18 protein-coding genes and 1 tRNA gene are annotated in these 19118 nt (G+C 25.7%); 3 read left to right on the forward strand and 16 right to left on the reverse strand.

The features are described from left to right. Positions 1-159: 159 nt before the first annotated feature. The 8 genes from tuf to fkpA form a co-directional block, all read right to left on the reverse strand. Positions 160-1344, reverse strand: coding sequence for an elongation factor Tu (gene tuf / locus UAT33_02455; GenBank protein XBC43786.1), 1185 nt, complete (start codon positions 1342-1344; stop codon positions 160-162). 48 nt (positions 1345-1392) lie between these two features. Next, entirely contained in the window at positions 1393-3504 is a 2112-nt protein-coding gene (gene fusA / locus UAT33_02460; GenBank protein ID XBC43787.1) for an elongation factor G, read from the reverse strand. A gap of 96 nt (positions 3505-3600) precedes the next feature. Beyond that, the gene (gene rpsG / locus UAT33_02465; GenBank protein ID XBC43788.1) at positions 3601-4071 is read right to left on the reverse strand and encodes a 30S ribosomal protein S7; all 471 of its coding nucleotides are present in this window, start codon (positions 4069-4071) and stop codon (positions 3601-3603) included. A 93-nt stretch (positions 4072-4164) separates the two neighbouring features. Further along, positions 4165-4539: a 30S ribosomal protein S12 gene (rpsL, locus tag UAT33_02470; GenBank protein XBC43789.1), complete on the reverse strand. Its 375-nt coding sequence runs from the start codon at positions 4537-4539 to the stop codon at positions 4165-4167. A gap of 110 nt (positions 4540-4649) precedes the next feature. Continuing rightward, positions 4650-4937: a sulfurtransferase complex subunit TusB gene (gene tusB / locus UAT33_02475; protein ID XBC43790.1), complete on the reverse strand. Its 288-nt coding sequence runs from the start codon at positions 4935-4937 to the stop codon at positions 4650-4652. A 10-nt stretch (positions 4938-4947) separates the two neighbouring features. After that, entirely contained in the window at positions 4948-5307 is a 360-nt protein-coding gene (gene tusC, locus UAT33_02480; protein ID XBC43791.1) for a sulfurtransferase complex subunit TusC, read from the reverse strand. A gap of 11 nt (positions 5308-5318) precedes the next feature. After that, positions 5319-5705 (reverse strand): sulfurtransferase complex subunit TusD, encoded by a 387-nt coding sequence (gene tusD / locus UAT33_02485; GenBank protein ID XBC44118.1) that lies wholly within the window; start codon positions 5703-5705, stop codon positions 5319-5321. A 68-nt stretch (positions 5706-5773) separates the two neighbouring features. Further along, a complete protein-coding gene (fkpA, locus tag UAT33_02490; protein ID XBC43792.1) occupies positions 5774-6541 on the reverse strand; it encodes an FKBP-type peptidyl-prolyl cis-trans isomerase in 768 nt (255 codons plus the stop codon). Positions 6542-7523: 982 nt separating this feature from the next. Here fkpA and tsgA point away from each other — a divergent pair. After that, entirely contained in the window at positions 7524-8681 is a 1158-nt protein-coding gene (gene tsgA, locus UAT33_02495) for an MFS transporter TsgA (protein XBC43793.1), read from the forward strand. Here tsgA and trpS read toward each other — a convergent pair. The 4 genes from trpS to aroK form a co-directional block, all read right to left on the reverse strand. After that, positions 8678-9682, reverse strand: a complete 1005-nt coding sequence (gene trpS, locus UAT33_02500) for a tryptophan--tRNA ligase (protein ID XBC43794.1) — start codon at positions 9680-9682, stop codon at positions 8678-8680. The two genes, tsgA and trpS, sit on opposite strands and share 4 nt — an antisense overlap. A 47-nt stretch (positions 9683-9729) precedes the next feature. Beyond that, positions 9730-10410, reverse strand: coding sequence for a ribulose-phosphate 3-epimerase (rpe, locus tag UAT33_02505; GenBank protein XBC43795.1), 681 nt, complete (start codon positions 10408-10410; stop codon positions 9730-9732). A gap of 362 nt (positions 10411-10772) precedes the next feature. Continuing rightward, a complete protein-coding gene (gene aroB / locus UAT33_02510; protein ID XBC43796.1) occupies positions 10773-11855 on the reverse strand; it encodes a 3-dehydroquinate synthase in 1083 nt (360 codons plus the stop codon). A 42-nt stretch (positions 11856-11897) separates the two neighbouring features. Then, on the reverse strand, positions 11898-12422 hold the full coding sequence (aroK, locus tag UAT33_02515; GenBank protein XBC43797.1) for a shikimate kinase AroK: 525 nt from the start codon (positions 12420-12422) through the stop codon (positions 11898-11900). An 867-nt stretch (positions 12423-13289) separates the two neighbouring features. Here aroK and UAT33_02520 point away from each other — a divergent pair. Continuing rightward, positions 13290-13376, forward strand: a tRNA-Ser gene (locus UAT33_02520). An 89-nt stretch (positions 13377-13465) separates the two neighbouring features. On the opposite strand, the gene deoD is transcribed toward UAT33_02520, so the two are convergent. The 3 genes from deoD to UAT33_02535 all read right to left on the reverse strand — a co-directional run bounded on the left by deoD (position 13466) and on the right by UAT33_02535 (position 17183). After that, the gene (deoD, locus tag UAT33_02525; GenBank protein ID XBC43798.1) at positions 13466-14176 is read right to left on the reverse strand and encodes a purine-nucleoside phosphorylase; all 711 of its coding nucleotides are present in this window, start codon (positions 14174-14176) and stop codon (positions 13466-13468) included. A gap of 47 nt (positions 14177-14223) precedes the next feature. Continuing rightward, a complete protein-coding gene (locus tag UAT33_02530; GenBank protein XBC43799.1) occupies positions 14224-15456 on the reverse strand; it encodes a phosphopentomutase in 1233 nt (410 codons plus the stop codon). Positions 15457-15590: 134 nt separating this feature from the next. Further along, on the reverse strand, positions 15591-17183 hold the full coding sequence (locus UAT33_02535; protein ID XBC43800.1) for a peptide chain release factor 3: 1593 nt from the start codon (positions 17181-17183) through the stop codon (positions 15591-15593). A gap of 304 nt (positions 17184-17487) precedes the next feature. Between UAT33_02535 and ansA the strand changes: the two genes are divergently transcribed. After that, positions 17488-18504, forward strand: coding sequence for an asparaginase (gene ansA, locus UAT33_02540; protein XBC43801.1), 1017 nt, complete (start codon positions 17488-17490; stop codon positions 18502-18504). Between the two features lie 35 nt (positions 18505-18539). Here ansA and UAT33_02545 read toward each other — a convergent pair whose 3' ends face one another. Continuing rightward, on the reverse strand, positions 18540-19115 hold the full coding sequence (locus UAT33_02545) for an NfuA family Fe-S biogenesis protein (protein ID XBC43802.1): 576 nt from the start codon (positions 19113-19115) through the stop codon (positions 18540-18542). Between the last annotated feature and the right edge of the window lie 3 nt (positions 19116-19118).

Genomic DNA, 19118 nt, shown 5'->3' on the forward strand with positions numbered 1-19118 from the left:
AAAGCATGAAGTAAGAAAATTCATTACTTTTTTATAATTTATATTACAATTTAAATAATTTTATTTATTTTATTTAAAACAATAAAAAATCAAGAAAAGATCTAAATTATAACTTCTTTTCTTGACTTGATATAAATAATATACAGAATATGTTATTATTTAATTAATAACTTTAACTACAATTCCAGCACCTACAGTCCTTCCACCTTCACGAATAGCAAATCGTAATCCATCGGCCATAGCAATAGGATGAATTAACGTAACAACCATTTTTATATTATCTCCAGGCATAACCATTTCTACTCCTTCTGGTAATTCAATATAACCAGTTACATCCGTAGTACGAAAATAAAATTGTGGTCTATATCCCTTAAAAAATGGTGTATGACGTCCACCTTCTTCTTTAGATAATACATACACTTCAGATTCAAATTTTATATGCGGAGTAATAGCTCCTGGCTTTGATAGTACTTGACCTCTTTCAATATCATCACGTTTAGTCCCCCGTAATAATACTCCAACATTTTCTCCAGCCCGTCCCTCATCTAATAGCTTTCGAAACATTTCTACACCAGTACATATAGTTTTAGAAGTAGGCTTAATACCTACAATTTCTACTTCTTCACCTACTCTTATTATACCTCTTTCTACACGTCCAGTAACTACTGTACCACGACCTGATATAGAAAAGACATCCTCTATAGGTAATAAAAATGGTTGATCAATAGATCTAACAGGTTCAGGAATATATGTATCTAATATATTAGCTAAATCAACAATTTTTCTTTCCCATATAATATCTCCTTCTAACGCTTTTAAAGCAGAACCACGTATAATTGGAGTTTTTTCACCAGGAAAATCATATTGAGTTAATAAATCACGTACTTCCATTTCTACTAATTCTAGCAGTTCTTCATCATCAACCATATCACATTTATTTAAAAAAACAACAATATAAGGTACTCCAACTTGTCTTCCTAATAAAATGTGTTCACGAGTTTGAGGCATAGGACCATCTGTAGCCGCTACTACTAAAATTGCGCCATCCATTTGAGCAGCCCCAGTAATCATATTTTTTATATAATCAGCATGTCCAGGACAATCTACATGAGCATAATGTCTCAAAGAAGTATCATATTCTACATGAGAAGTATTAATAGTAATTCCTCTTTCTTTCTCTTCTGGAGCATTATCTATTTGATCAAAAGCTCGAGCACATCCTCCATACTTTTTTGCTAAAACTGTAGTAATAGCTGCAGTCAAAGTAGTTTTTCCATGATCCACATGACCAATAGTACCTACATTTATATGAGGTTTTAAACGTTTAAATTTTTCTTTAGACACAATAATTTCCCTTTTTAAAAACATTTAAAATAATATAAAACGTTAAAATTATCTATTTTTTCTTGTTTCAACAATAGAAGTTGCTATATTACTTGGAGCTTCTAAATATTTTAAAAATTCCATTGAATAAGATGCTCGACCTTGTGTTTGTGAACGTAAATCTGTCGCATAACCAAACATTTCGGCTAGAGGAACATAAGCTAAAATTATTTTTCCCATTAACAAATCTTTCATTCCTTCAATCATACCTCTCCTTCTATTCAAATCACCTATTACATCTCCCATATATTCTTCTGGAGTTTCTACTTCTACCTTCATAATTGGTTCTAATAATATTGGCTTTGCATGTTTAAAAGCATTTCTAAATGCTAATGAAGCAGCTAATTTAAATGCAATTTCAGAAGAATCAACATCATGATATGAACCAAAGTGCAAACGCACTCCAATATTAACAACAGGATACCCAGCTAATGGACCATTATGTAACTGATCTTGTATACCTTTGTCAATAGCAGAGATGTATTCTCCTGGAATAACTCCGCCCTTAATATCATTAATAAATTTATAATTCCCTTCACTAGATTTTAAAGGAAATAAATCAATTACAACATGCCCATACTGACCTCTTCCACCTGATTGCTTTATATATTTTCCCTCAACATTATTAATAGTATTCCTAATAGTTTCGCGATAAGCAACTTGAGGCTTTCCTATATTAGCATTAACACTAAATTCTCTTCTCATTCTTTCGACAATTATTTCTAAATGTAATTCTCCCATACCAGAAATAATAGTTTGATTTGATTCTTTATCAGTGCAAACTCTAAAAGAAGGATCTTCTTTTGCTAATCTGCTCAAAGAAATACCCATTTTTTCTTGATCTGATTTAGTTTTTGCTTCCACTGCTATAGAAATTACTGGATCAGGAAAATTAATTTTTTCTAATACAATTAAATGATTAGGATCACATAAAGTATCACCTGTCGTTACGCCTTTTAAACCAATTGCAGCAGCTATATCACCAGCTCTTACTTCCTTTATTTCTTCTCGCTTATTTGCATGCATTTGTACAATACGTCCAAAACGTTCTTTTTGATGTTTAACAGAATTAAACACTACATCTCCAGAATTTACTACACCAGAATATACTCTAAAAAAAGTTAAATTTCCAACAAATGGATCTGTAGCAATTTTAAAAGCTAATGCAGAAAAAGGTTCTTGATCATTAGAATAACGTAAAATCGAATTGTTTTTAATATCTTCAGATATTCCTTTAATAGATGTAATATCATTAGGGGATGGCAAAAATTCAATTATAGCATCTAATAAAGTTTGTACACCTTTGTTTTTAAACGCAGATCCGCAAGTAACGAGAAGAATTTCATTATTTAATGCTCGTTTACGAAGAGCAGATTTAATTTCTTCTTCAGATACTGTTTGTCCCATTAAATATTTTTCCATCAGGAACTCATCATTTTCTACTGCAATTTCAATAAGATTTTGATTCCACTTTTCGGATAACTCTTTTAAATGAACAGGAATATTTTCATAAGTAAACGTAACGCCTTGATCTAAATTATTCCAATGAATTGCTTTCATTTTTATTAAATCAATTATTCCAATAAAGTTATCTTCTGATCCAATAGCTAATTGAATGGGAACAGGATTAGCACCAAGTTTTTCTTTGATTTGCGTAACTACGTCAAGAAAATTTGCACCCATACGATCCATTTTATTTATAAAAGCAATTCTCGGAACATTATATTTATTTGCTTGACGCCATACTGTTTCTGATTGAGGTTGTACTCCTCCTACAGCACAATATACCATAACAACACCATCCAATACTCTCATAGACCTTTCTACCTCTATAGTAAAATCTACATGTCCAGGAGTATCAATAATATTAATTCTATGTGGTAAAAACTGCTTAGCCATTCCAGACCAAAAAGTAGTAGTTGCAGCAGAAGTTATAGTAATTCCTCTTTCTTGTTCTTGTTCCATCCAATCCATAGTAGCTGTACCGTCATGTACTTCACCAATCTTATGATTAATGCCTGTATAAAATAAAATACGTTCAGTAGTAGTTGTTTTTCCAGCATCTATATGAGCGCTAATTCCTATATTTCTATATTGTATTATTGGTGTAATACGTCCCATTATATTCCTCTAACTTTAAATCTCTATATAGTACATCATTATATACAAATTAAAATCAATTATAAATTAGTTGAAATTCACACATATATTATTGATTTACCAACGATAATGTGCAAAAGCTTTATTAGCCTCTGCCATACGGTGTACTTCTTCTCGTTTTTTTACAGCAGATCCTTTATTTTCTACTGCGTCTAATAACTCACTTGCTAATCTTAAAGACATTGACTTATCAGCACGTTTCCTAGCAGCATTTACTATCCATCTCATCGCTAAAGCATGCCGTCGAACTGAACGAACTTCTACTGGAACTTGATATGTAGAACCTCCAACACGACGAGACTTTACTTCAACAGTGGGACGAACATTATCTAAAGCTAAATCAAAAGATTCTAATTCTTTTTTCTTAGTATTCTTAGATAAGATTTGCAATGCACTATAAACTATATTTTCGGCAATCGACTTTTTTCCATTTATCATTATTATATTAATAAATTTTGCAATAATTTCAGAAGCAAATTTCGGATCTGACAAAATTTTTCTACATCCAACAACTCGCCGTCTCGGCATAATACACTCCAATTAATATTAACTTGAAATTTGTTTAAACTATTTTTAATATTATTTATCATATAAAATGTAAACTTTATTAAAAATAATATTTTATAACTTTTGCTTTTTAACTCCATATTTAGAACGACTTTTTTTTCTGTTCTTTACACCAGAACAATCTAAAGCACCTCTTATTACATGATAACGCACTCCAGGTAAATCCTTTACTCGACCTCCTCGAATTAAAATAACTGAATGTTCTTGTAAGTTATGACCTTCACCTCCAATATAAGAAGTAACTTCAAAACCATTAGTTAAACGAACTCTGCATACTTTACGCAATGCAGAATTAGGTTTTTTAGGAGTAGTAGTATATACTCTAACGCAAACACCTCTTTTTTGAGGACATTTGCTCAAAGCTGGAACATTACTTTTAATTGTTTTGCGCAATCGAGATTTTCGAACTAATTGATTAACTGTAGTCATATATTTTTTAATTATTCCTTACTAGAAACTACTAATTAAAAAATTTTAAATAATATTTTATTAAAAAATAATTCTTTAATATTATAAATATAATTCAAAATGTTAAATTTTTACCAAGACATCTGTTTTTTATGTTTTACCGTCAAAACAACAAATTGTAAATAATCTATGATATTGACTTTATTAGAAACTTTTTTTTGAATACCACGAGCACGTATATCTTGTTTCATAACATATAATACTACCGGAATAGACAACATCTGTTTAAGAAAAATATTACCGTCTATTGAAATAATTACACTATCTTGTAATGCAATTACATCATCATTAGATTTTAATAGATCTACCAATAATATCATATTAATTTCAAAAGGAGAACGCATTAAGATATGTAGCATATTTTATTCCTTAAAAATTAATAATTAAATCATGTTGCTCTAACTTTTCTCGTATGTGTATTCTACTTATAATAGAAACATTTAAAAAAAAGTCATATTTATTAAAATATCCCCTTTCAATTAACGAATCTTTACAGTAATACAATTTATTAATATCAAAAAAAGGCAAAACTCCAAATGAAGATACATAATTACGTGACAAAATACATTGTGGATTTTGATTTCTCATTAGTTGAAATATTCCATCTCCTACAAAAAAAATAGAAATATTTTGATTAATTACAGAAATAGACAAAACAGAATCTAATCCTTCACGACTCAAACTAGTTCCATGAGGTACATGAGAAAAAACAAAAGCTATATTTTTCATAATATTTATTATTAAAATTGTATAATACGATCACTTTTTTCTATATATCTCGCTAACTCACTAAATCCAGTTAAGTGAAATGACGATTTTAAAGTACTAATACTTCTTGAAAATTCATTATACACTTGATTTTTTACAATACCTCTTCTATAAGCAGCACTAATACATACATTTAACTTAACACCAAACGTTTTATTTAAATCTACCCACTTTTCAATTAAATTATATTCATCAGAAGAGAATGAAATTAATTTATTAGCATTCAACACTCCATCAAAATGAAAAAAAACGCTTAATAATTTATAATTACTAGTAAAAATAGCACGAGAGAATAAAAGAGCAGTACTTGCATTTTGAGTTCCATAAGGAGGGCCAGTAACTAATAACGTATAACTCATTCTATTTTTGCATTTCATATTTTATACTTTATATTAAAAACAATATCTCATATAATATTCATTTCTCATTATGATGGATTAGTTTTTATATTAATCAACTCTATATCAAATATTAAAGTAGAATTGCCTGGTATACCAGGAACTCCTTTTGTTCCATATGCTAAAGAAGGTGGAATAATTAACTTAATTCGTCCCCCTTTTTTTATATATTTTAATCCTTCTTGCCATCCTAATATTACACTATTCAAAGGAAAAGATAAGGGTTTTCCTCTCTTATAAGAACTATCAAATTCATTTCCACTAATTAATGATCCAACATAATTTACAGTAACAATATCATTCTCATGTGGATATAACCCTTTTCCTTCTCTTTCTATAAAATAAACTAAACCTGTACGTGAACGTCTTGCATTTTTTTTTGTTAAAATTTTATTAATATATTTTTCTCCTTGAATTCCATTAATTTTTATCTCTTTAATTACTATATCTTTTTCTAAACGTAATAACTTCATTTCTAATTTATTTAATATTTGAAACACCTCTTTAGTAGATAATTTAGGTTTAAAAGAAAATGAATCTTTAATTCCTAATAATAAGATTTCTTTATTTAAATGTACTCCCAATTTGTTTTTGTCTATAAAAAAATTATTTATATAATTTCCTAATGATATACCCAATGCATAAGACGATTTATTACCATCAATTTTAGAATTCTTGTTAATAGACGCATTTGATTGAGATGAAGCAACCGTAGAATTTATTACTTTTGAATAAGCTAAAAAAGAACAAAAAGAAATGATTGTTATCACTATTCCTCTAAATAAAAATACGAACATCCTCTCTCCAAAAGATAAAATACAACCTTAATCATAATATTAGTTAAGAACATCTAACTACTCAAAATATAATATAAAACATAAATATAATAACAATATATAATATTGAATTATACTATCTTTAAGAATATTCCAATTTAAAATATAAATCGAACGTAAAGAAAATTATGTAGAATATATTATATTGTACATAATCTATAAAACTGATATAAAATAAAATTCATGTTCTTTATATGCATGTTTTATTTTATATTCATAGTAATATTCTAACAATATAATATTTCAAACACTAATAACTAAAAAATACTAAATTAAATGAAAATTTTAATTCTTATAAAAATTTATTATGACAAAATGTTAATATACAGTTCAAAACTAACACATTTTAAATCAATTAAAGTATACAAAAACTAAATAAACTATTCTAAATCAATATATAAAATAAAATTTATTTAAAAATTCACATTAAAATATCAAAATAATATTAATAATATAAATTATTACTTATATTAAAACATTAAAAAATTAACAGTTATACTTTTTAAATACTTTACCATTTAAAACTATAAATCATAACTAAAACGTTTTATGATAAGTTTTATCATAATTAAATATTACTTATATTAAATTATAAAAAATTCAAATTGTTTATTTCAACTGATATACAACCCAACATATATAAAATGTACTAAAAATTTTTTAAATAAATCAATATAACTGTTATTAAAGCATATATATCTATCATTTTAAAATTTATCTTAAATATCAAGATATAATTCTTTGTTTTAAAATTACAATGTTCAAATATATAAATTTTTTATTAATAGTAAACTCTTAATAAAAAACTATTTTCATCTATAAATTATTATAATTTAAATTAATATACATACTAATTTTATATTATTTATATAAAAGTATAGAATTCTTATACTTTTATATAAAAATTATTAATAAGTTTTACATTATATAGGAACTTAAAATAATGGAAAAAAAAAATCTTATCGGACTTACTTGTATTAGTTTTTGCTCATATGCTTTAACAGGTGCATTAATTATCGTTACCGGCATAATTTTAGGAAATGTATCTAAATATTTTGGTATATCTATTACTCATATGAGTAGTACTTTTACTTTATTAAACGCCGGAATATTAATTTCTATTTTTTTAAACTCATGGCTAGTAAATATAATAACGTTACAAAAACAATTAATAGCTGGATTTATACTAACAATAATAGCTATATGGACATTAATATTTCACCATACGCTTATATCATTCTCTTGTAGTATATTTATACTAGGTTTAGTTAGTGGGGTAACTATGTCTATAGGTACTTTTCTAATTACTCACTTATATGAAGGAAGTAAAAGAGCATCTATATTACTACTGACCGATTCATGTTTCAGTATGTCAGGAATTATATTTCCTATTATTTCTACACTTCTAATTTCTAACAATATTACATGGTATTGGATTTATCCTATAATAGGAATATTTTATATAATTATATTCATATTAACACTAAATCTACGATTTCCTAAATTGAACACTCAAATCGAAAAACTTAATACAATAAAAAAATGGAACATTTCTATTTTTTATCTATCTATATCAGCATTATTATATATATTAGGACAATTAAGTTTTATCTCATGGATTCCAGAATATACTATAAAATCTATTGGCTTAAATATTATTCAAGCTGGAAAGTTAGTTAGTAATTTTTGGATGTCATATATGATAGGAATGTGGATATTTAGTTTTATATTGAAATATTTTGATTTAAAAAAAATGATTATATATTTAACAGGAATATCTACATTATTGATTTACATATTTAATAATGTTCACAATTACATTTTACTACAATTAATTATAATTTTAATAGGGTTCTTTTCTAGTGCTATTTATACTATTATCATAACATTAGCTTCCCAACAAACAAAAATACCTTCTCCTAAAATCACCAATTTTATTTTAACTAGTGGAACAGTAGGTACATTATTAACCTTTATAGTAACTGGACCTATTGTCAAACACTACGGGTTTATTTCAGCGCTTATTACATCTAATATATTGTATGGATTAGTGTTTATACTATCTATATTGCTATACTCAATAAAAAAAATAACATATTAAATTAATCCTATTGCTTTTTTTACTTTTTTTAAAGTTTTTTCAGATCGAATACTAGCTCTAGACGCACCATAATGTAATACTTTTTCTAAGTAGTCCTCATATTTTCTATAATAAAAATACGAAGATTGTAATTTATTTATTATATCAGATATAACTTCAATTATATCTGATTTAAAATCTCTATATGATTTTCTAGAAAATTCTACTTCTAAATTAGAAATTTTTTTATCTGTTAAACTAGAAAAAATATTTAATAAATTTGAAATTCCTTTTTTATTAATCATATCAAATTGAATTCTAGGAGGATTATCTGAATCAGTAACTGCCGATCTTATTTTTTTTGAAATACTGTGTATACTATCTAATAAAAAAATAGCATTATTTTTATTAATATCAGATTTAGACATCTTTTTTTCTGGATTTAATAATGATAAAATATTAGAACCATTTTTCGCAATATATTTAATAGGAATTTTAAATATGTTACTATCAAAACATGAATTAAATCTACGCGCAATATTACAAACTAATTCTAAATGTTGAATTTGATCAGATCCAATGGGAACGATGTCAGTATTATATAATAGTATATCAGATGCCATCAAAATTGGATAATTTAACAATCCAGAATTAATATTCTTTACGTTTTGAATGGATTTACTTTTAAATTGCGTCATCCTTGATAATTCTCCGTAATAAGTATAACACGTCAAAAGCCAATATAATTGAGAATGTTGATGAACATGAGATTGAAGAAAAATAATATTTTTATATGGATCAATACCGCAAGCTAAATATAGAGCAACCGTATCTAATATATTTTTTCTTAATTTTAGAGGTGAATGACGTATAGTCATAGCATGTAAATCAGCAATACAATACAAGCAAAAATAACTATTTTGCATTTTATTCCATTGACGTATCGCACCAATATAATTACCAATAGTTAATCTTCCCGAAGGTTGTACAGCACTAAACAAAATTTTTTTAGAATTATTCACTATCTTATTCCGTGTAAAAATATTAAAACTTTTCAATAATTATATTCTTATGTTTTTAAATGTATTTTATTTAACACATCACGCATATTCTTAATAGTTTCTTTGTAATTTTTTGATTGAAAAATAGCTGAGCCAATAACAAAAATATTAACTCCATACAATGCAATTTTTTGAAGATTATTTAAAGTAATTCCTCCATCAACTTCTAATAAAATATTTCGTTTGCTATCATCTATTAATTTACGTGTTTGTGATAATTTTTTAAATATAGTTGGTATAAATTTTTGACCAGAAAATCCAGGATTCACAGACATTAATAAAATCATATCTAATTTGTCAATAACATACTCTAGAATATTTAAAGTAGTTGCAGGATTAATTCCTAATCCTACTTTACAACCACAACTTTTAATTAAACTTAGCGACCTATCTAAATGATTAGTAGAATCAGGATGAATAGTAATAAAATCTGCTCCAGCTTCAGAAAATTGAATAATTAAATCATCTACTGGACTAGCCATAATATGAACATCAATAATCGACTTAATACCATAACCTCGAATAGATTTCAATACCATAGGTCCAAACGTTAAATTAGGAACATAATGATTATCCATAACATCAAAATGAATAATATCGCTTCCTGCTTCTAATACATGTTTAATTTCTTCTCCTAATTTTGAAAAATTTGCAGATAAAATTGAAGGTGCTAACCATACGGTTTTCATTACTTTTCCTAAAAATTTTTAACTTTACTTCATAAAATATGCCAACTCAAAATATACAATTAACTAATATATTTCATATATTAATAAATAATTAAAAAACCAATAACAATACTTAATTTTTACATCACTTTATTAAAAAGTATACTTTACTAAAATATAATATTATCAATCTACCTTATAAGATGTTTTCTTTAAACAAAAATGTATTTATAAAAACTTTTAAAATTACTAAAACCACAATTTTAACTATAACTATTTATTTATATATCATTGTCTTTTTATTAATTACATTATATAAAATACGAGTTCCATTAATATTAATTATATAAAATAGACAATGACTTAAAATTAAAAATTTTATTTTATTGACAATTATTAATAGCTGACATTAACAGATTTTCTTGTATATTAGAATATATTATACATTTTCCTATAGAAGTAGGTAATATTAATCTTAAAATTCCTAAAGTTACTTTTTTATCTCTTAATAAATGTGAATAATAAGAACTAAAAGTCATATTTTTAGGACTACGTACTGGCAAACCTACTCGACTTAATAAATTTACAATTCTATCTTTTTCAGATACTTTTAGTAATCCTAATAATACAGACGTTTCAGCTGCTATAGCTATTCCAACAGATACTGCTTCTCCATGTAACCATTTTCCATATCCTAAATAAGTTTCAATAGCATGACCGTATGTATGACCAAGGTTAAGCAAGGCTCGAGAATTATTTTCTTTTTCGTCTTGTTCTACTATTTTTTTCTTAATTTCACAACATTTTTGAATACAATAAGATACTGATATTGGATCTAATTTCAAAATAGAACTAATATTTTTTTCTAACCAAGAAAAGAAGACACTATCACAAATAATAGCATATTTTATCACTTCAGCTATTCCAGAAATTAATTGATTTCTAGGTAACGTAGACAAAAAATCAAGATTTATAATAACTGAAACCGGTTGCCAAAATGAACCAATCATATTTTTTCCAAGAATATGATTAATAGATGTTTTTCCACCAATAGAAGCATCTACTTGAGATAATAACGTAGTAGGAATTTGAATAAATCTGACTCCACGTTGATATATTGAAGCCACAAAACCTGTAATATCACCAATAACTCCACCACCTAATGCTATTAAAGTAGTATCTCTTCCATGTAAATTTTTTAATAATTCTGATATAATATACTCCATTGAACCTACATTTTTAGTAACTTCTCCATCAGGTAAAACAATACAATCTGTTTTTACCCCTATTTTATTTAAATAATAATCAACATTGCTTTTCCAAATACTGGATACTATATTATTAGTAACTAACATAGCTTTATCACCTGATCTTAATGGAAAAAAAATGTCCTTCATTTTAAATACAGATGATCCAATGTTAATAAAATAACTTCTATCACCTAAAATAACTTCTAATTTTTTCAAAATTGATACGTCCTAAAATATTTTAAATAATATAAGATATAATTAATTTTTATTAAGCAAATTAATAATATGGAAAACTACTGTTTTGACACTTTTTTCATCCATTTTAACAATAATATCTGCTATATCTTGATATAGATGATTTCTCTCAATAGCTAATGATTCTAAGATAGTTTTTGCAGGTACATTTTTTATTTGTAATAAAGGTCTTTTTTTATCTTTTTCAATTCTAATTAATTGTTTTTCTATGGTAGTTTCTAAATATACCACAATTCCACGTGATGATAACTTATTTCTAATCTCTTTAGACTTAATAGAACCCCCTCCTGTAGCTAATACAATTCCATGTTTGCCAGTTAATTCACTAATTATTTTTTTCTCACGTTTTCTAAATCCCAACTCACCTTCTATATCAAATACCCAACTGATATCAGCACCAGTACGTTTTTCAATTTCTTGATCAGAATCATAAAATTCCATATTTAACTGTTGAGCTAACTGACGACCAATAGTACTTTTTCCAGCTCCCATAGGCCCAATTAGAAAGATATTTCGTTTTTCTGCCATTTTTTTGATATTATTAAGATAGTTATGTTAATGATAACCATGCACAGCTTATTTTAACTGGCAGGAGATAAAATTTGTAATTTATTACTTAATATAAAATATCAAAACAAGTTGAAATTATAACTATATACTTTTAAACTAAGTTAAAATTCAATATATAAATTTTGTCAAAGAAATTAAACAATATAATTTAAGTTGAAATAGTACTTTAAAATAGAACAATAATTAATTATTCATACATAAAGAAAGATTATTAATTACTAAATAGTATAAAACTTATATAAATAAAGTACATAACATAAGAGTTCTTTCATAAAATAACAAAAATATTTAAATAACGTTTATCATAATATTAAACATATTATGAAATAATCTTTAATTTCTAATTAATTCAATTAAACTACATGTTTTATAAAATTTAAATTTATATTGTATTACTCTAAAATGAAACAACTAACGAACATAATGATTATAATACTATAAATAAAAAATATAATGTATACTTGTTGATTATAATCACTTTTTTCTAAAAGAAAAGTATAAAATATCATATAAAATATTATTTTATAAAGAATAAATATATAAAACTTAAATCTACTTACTTCATTTAGATTAAAACTTATTCTAAAAATAAATTTTATATAAAACATTATTTACAAAAATTAATTTATATATTTTCCTTTATTAATATATTAAAAGGCTTTTCCTATATACAACTCATAAAAAATATATTTCAACTTTATAAATTATTAAATATAAAATTAAATTAAAATATTTCTAATATTCTGATATTTATTGTATACTAATTATAAATTAGCAAAAATAATATTTATACTTTTAAACGCTAAAACAAATATTTGTAACATAGGTGAGATGTCCGAGAGGCTTAAGGAGCACGCTTGGAAAGCGTGTATACGAAAAAACGTGTCAAGGGTTCGAATCCCTTTCTCACCATATAATAACAATTGTTATACATAAATAAAAAAATTAAACTTAAAACATATATTATGTTGATATCTTATTTTAACAAATACTAACTTTATTTAATCTATTAGAATTGAATCTAAAGAAATTTTAATCATTTTATCTAAACTAGATTCTCTATCTTTAGAATTGATTCTAGTTTTTTTTATAATATGATCAGATACTGTACAAATCGATGCGGATTGTATTCCAAATTCTGCAGATAAACTATATAATCCAGCCGTTTCCATTTCTATTCCCATAATTTTAAACTTTTTAATCACTTCCCAAATACAACTATTGTTATGATAAAACAAATCCGTTGTAAAGAAATTTCCTATATTTACATGAATTCCTAAATTTTTAGAAGCTAATACTAATTTACATACTAAATCAAAATTTGCAACAGAAGAAAAATCATGATTTTGAAAACGCGACCTATTTATTTTAGAATCAGTAGATGCACCTAAACAAATAATAAGATCATTAAGATTTATGTCTTCACAAATAGTTCCACATGTACCAATTCGAATTATTTTTGTTACATTATATTTTGTAATCAACTCTTGAACATAAATTAAACAAGAAGGAATTCCAATACCATGACTCATGACAGAAACACGTTTGCCTTTATAATTTCCAGTAAAACCTAACATTGAACGAATGTTAGTTACCTGAACAGAATTCTCTAAATAGTTTTCCGCAATATATTTTGCCCGAATAGGGTCACCAGGCATAAGAACAAAATCAGAAAAGTCTTGTTTTTTTGCACTAATATGAGGAGTTATCATATACTTTCCTATTTTAACATAATTACAATAATAATTAGAATAATCTTTTATATCTTATAGAACATTTCTTTTCCAAATTTCATTGGAGATAAATTAAAATAACTTGCCAAAGTTTGAGCTATATCTGAAAATGTTGTACGATGACCTAAAAACATTGGTTGAATAGTTGGCCAATACACTAAAATTGGGATATTTTCCCTTGTATGATCAGTACCTATCCATGTAGGATCACATCCATGATCAGCAGTAATAATTAGAACATCATCTTTCTTTACTAATTCTAGTAACTCTGGTAAACGATTGTCAAACCATTCTAACCCTTTAGCATAACCAGAAACATCACGTCTATGACCCCATAAAGAATCAAAATCTACAAAATTAACAAAAATGATAGTGTTATTTTTTGATCTTTTTACTTCATGTAAAGTAGAATTAAAAAGTTCCAATAAACCTGTTGCATGAACCTGTTTTGTGATTCCTTGTCCTGCATAAATATCTGATATCTTACCTATTGAAATTACTTGTCCTAATTTTTCGTCGATTAATTTTTCCATAACAGTTATATCATGTGGTTTTACCGAAAAATCTCGTCGATTTCCGGTTCGTTTAAAACTAAACTTTTTATTACCAATAAATGGTCTAGCAATTACTCTACCAATATTAATTTGTTCTTCGTCTAATATTTTTCGAATAGTACTACAAAGAGCATATAAATTTTCTAAACCGAAAATATTTTCATGACAAGCAACTTGAAATACTGAATCAACAGAAGTATAAAAAATAGGTTTTTTTGTATATATATGTTTTTCTCCAAAATTATCCAATATAGCAATTCCAGAAGAATGGCAATTTCCTAATATTCCCGATAAATTACATTTTTTAATAATTTTTTTAAGTATATATTTCGGAAAGCTATCATTCACATTACTAAAATAATCCCAATGATATAAAACAGGTACCCCTGCTATTTCCCAATGACCTGAAGATGTATCTTTTCCTGATGAAATTTCACTCGCATAGGCGTAACTACCTATAATCTTACTATCTTCGTTAATTCCAAATAGATTTTTTCCTATTGACTTATTAGCGGCACGAACTAGTCCAAGAGAAACTAAATTAGGTATGTGTAATGGGCCCAATCGACCATGATTAGCTTTTCCTAAATGACAAAACTTAACTATATTTCCGAAAGTATTAGCACCTACATCGTTAAATTTATGCGCATCACTGGTTGAACCAATTCCAAAAGAATCTAATACTAGAATAAATGCGCGCTTCATGTAATCTCCATATTAAATAAAATTTTATATAACGAATATATACTAAATAAAAAAAAGTTAAAATATATATATTTTTAAAAATACTATTTTAAAATATTTACAAAAATTACTTATACATATATTTCTTTAAAAAATTAATATTCACAAGTATTACAAAAAATAATATCAGGATAACGCGATATAATTAAATTCAAATTTATACTAGTAGGGGCTAAATATACTAGATTATTATCAATATCAACAGCTAAATTAACGCTATACTTTTCTTTGAAGTCAACGATTTTATCATTGTTTTTAGATTTTATCCATCTAACTGTAAAAATGTTAATAGCATTATAAATAGCATAGATATTATATTCAATTTTTAATCGTTCCATAATGATATCAAATTGCAATTTTCCAATAGCTCCTAATATCAACTTATTGTTTGTAATGGATCTAAAAATTTGAATAGCTCCTTCTTCTGCAAGTTGAATTAATCCTTTTAATAATTTTTTGTATTGCAAGGGATTGTCTAGGGATATAAAACGAAAAATATCAGGAGCAAACTTGGAAATTCCAAAAAATTTTAACTCCTCTCCTTCGGTAAACGTATCACCAATTTTAATATTATTATGATTATGAAAACCGATAATATCTCCAGGATAAGCATTATTGATTAAAAAACGTTCACCTGCTATAAATGAGAATACTTCTGTTTTAATACTATATTTTTTAGTACGAACATGATATAGCTTCATTCCTTTTTTATATTTTCCCGATACTATTCTAATAAACGCTATTCTATCTCTATGTTTTAAATCCATATTAGCTTGAATTTTAAAAACAAACCCAGAAAATTTTTTTTCATACGATTTAACTTTTCTAGTATGACTTATTTTAAAAGTAGGAGGAGGAGCCCAATGAAGTATACTCTTAAACAAATGATCAATGCCAAAATTTTTTAATGCACTACCAAAAAAGACAGGAGTTAAACTACCTTTTAAAAAAGAAGAACAGTCAAATGATTTGTAAATTAATCGTACTAATTCTATTTCTTCTCGAAATTTAGCAATAAATTCCACATCAAATATATTTTTTAATAGTACATTATTTAATCCGTAAACAACATTAAAAACGTTAGAATTATTACAAATACTTTTTTCTGAATTAAAATAAAAAACGTCTTCTAACATATGATATACACCATAAAACATATACTTATGATTAATAGGCCAAGTAATTGGAGAACATACCATATTGAATTCAATTTCAAGTTGATCTAATAACTTTGTAAAATTAAGAGAACTTCTATCAAGTTTGTTAACAAACGTTATAATAGGAATATTATGCATTTTGGTAATACTAATTAATTTTTTCGTTCTTTCTTCTACTCCTTTTGCTGCATCAATCACTATTAAACAAAAATCAACTGCTGTAAGAACACGATATGTATCTTCAGAAAAATCCTCATGTCCAGGTGTGTCTAATAAATTAATTAAATATTTATGATATGGAATTTGAATAACAGATGTAGTAACAGATATTCCTCTCTTTTTTTCACTTTCCATCCAATCCGATTTAATATATTTCTTCGATCTTTTTGCTTTCACCATTCCTTCTTGTCTAATTATATTTCCAAGAAATAAAAATTTTTCAGTAAGAGTAGATTTTCCAGCATCAGGATGAGAAATAATAGCAAATGTACGTCTTTCACTTATAGAAGAACAAATAACATTTTTTATCATATTTTACTAAATCCTCAAAATGCTATTTTAATAAAACTAATTTGAAAATTATTTTTAAATTAAAATTTTTACTTATAGTCTAGTATTACTAATATAATATTATTTATACAATAAAACATGTAATTACTTTACACTATATGATAGTACAAATAAATGTCGCGGTATATAATTTATAAAAGTATATTTCGAATACACTAAAACGTTAATATAATTCAATATACATTACAATTTCGATATTAATATTGATATTTTCATTCAGTTTACGTATACCTTATACTAAAATTTAAAATATTAAAGAGTTAAAATGTATAAAAAATCCATATATATATCTTATACCGGAGGAACAATTGGTATGAAAAAATCATTATACGGATATATTCCAGTATCTGGATATCTACAAAAACAATTAATTAATATTCCAGATTTTAGTAAACCTGAAATTCCACTATTTACAATTAATGAATATAAACCATTAATTGATTCTTCTAATATGACCCCTAAAGAGTGGAAAATAATAGCAGAAGACATATACAAAAATTACGAAAAGTATGACGGATTTATTGTTCTTCATGGTACAGATACCATGTCTTATACTGCTTCAGCATTATCGTTTATATTAGAAAATTTAAAAAAGCCAGTAATTATAACTGGTTCACAAATTCCATTATCTGAATTACGATCTGATGGACAACAAAACTTATTAAATGCACTATTCATAGCTGCACATCATCCAATTCCTGAAGTTACTCTATTATTTAATAATAAATTATATCGCGGAAATAGAACTACAAAATCTCATGCAAATGGATTAAACGCCTTTTCGTCACCTAACTTTAATACATTATTAGAAATAGAAATATCCATTAAATATACGTATAAACCTTATATAAAAAACGAAGAAAAAATTTTTAAAATTAACTCTATAAAAAAACAACCAGTTGGCATAATAACTATTTACCCAGGAATCTCAGAAAAAGTTATATATAACTTTCTAAAACAACCTGTTAAATCTTTAATTCTACGTTCATACGGTGTAGGTAATGCGCCACAAAACAAAAAATTTTTAAAAGCGCTATACTATGCCTACAAAAGAAAAATAGTAGTTATTAATTTAAGTCAATGTATGTCAGGTACCGTAAATATGAATGGATATGCAACAGGAAATTCACTTGCTAGTGTAGGAGTAATTAGCGGATATGATTTAACTATTGAAGCAGCATTAACAAAATTATATTTTTTACTAAGCAAAAATTTAACTTATAAAAATATCCAAAAAAAAATGCAAAAAAACTTACGGGGTGAATTAACCCCTTCATTATAAAGAATAATTTTAGTTTAGTAAAACATTACTAATATTTAGTAATATGAATTATTATCCTTAGTGTGTTTTGTAGCATCATATACTCCCGTTAATTCAGGAAATTCAAATAACAACTGACGTTCTATTCCTTCTTTAAGAGTATTTCCTATCATAGCACATCCATTACAACCTCCAAAAAATTTAAGAATAACATATCCTGATTGAGTAATATTCACTACACGTACTTTTCCTCCATGAGATAATAATTGAGGATTAATCCTTAAATCAAAAAAAGATTCTATCTTATTTCTTAAAATAATATCTTTATTTAAAACACATTTTTTAGAATAAGGAGCCATTAAAGTTAGTTGAGAACTGCAATTTTCTACTACTAAATCGATAGTAGCATCTCTTAAATAAGGTATACTTAATTTATCAATATACAATTTAAAATGTTCGTATTGAAATTTAATATCTTGTTCTGTAATTTCATCTAAATAACAAAAAGATACTCCACATTTTGCAATAGGAGTACCAGGATGACTAACAAATGCTCTAATATGAGTATCTTTTTCTTGTTTTGAAAGCAAATTTAAAAAATGATTTTGCGCTAATTTAGAAATATTAATCATAAA

The sequence above is a fragment of the Buchnera aphidicola (Floraphis choui) genome (assembly GCA_039830045.1).
Taxonomy (GTDB): domain Bacteria; phylum Pseudomonadota; class Gammaproteobacteria; order Enterobacterales; family Enterobacteriaceae; genus Buchnera_B; species Buchnera_B aphidicola_AX.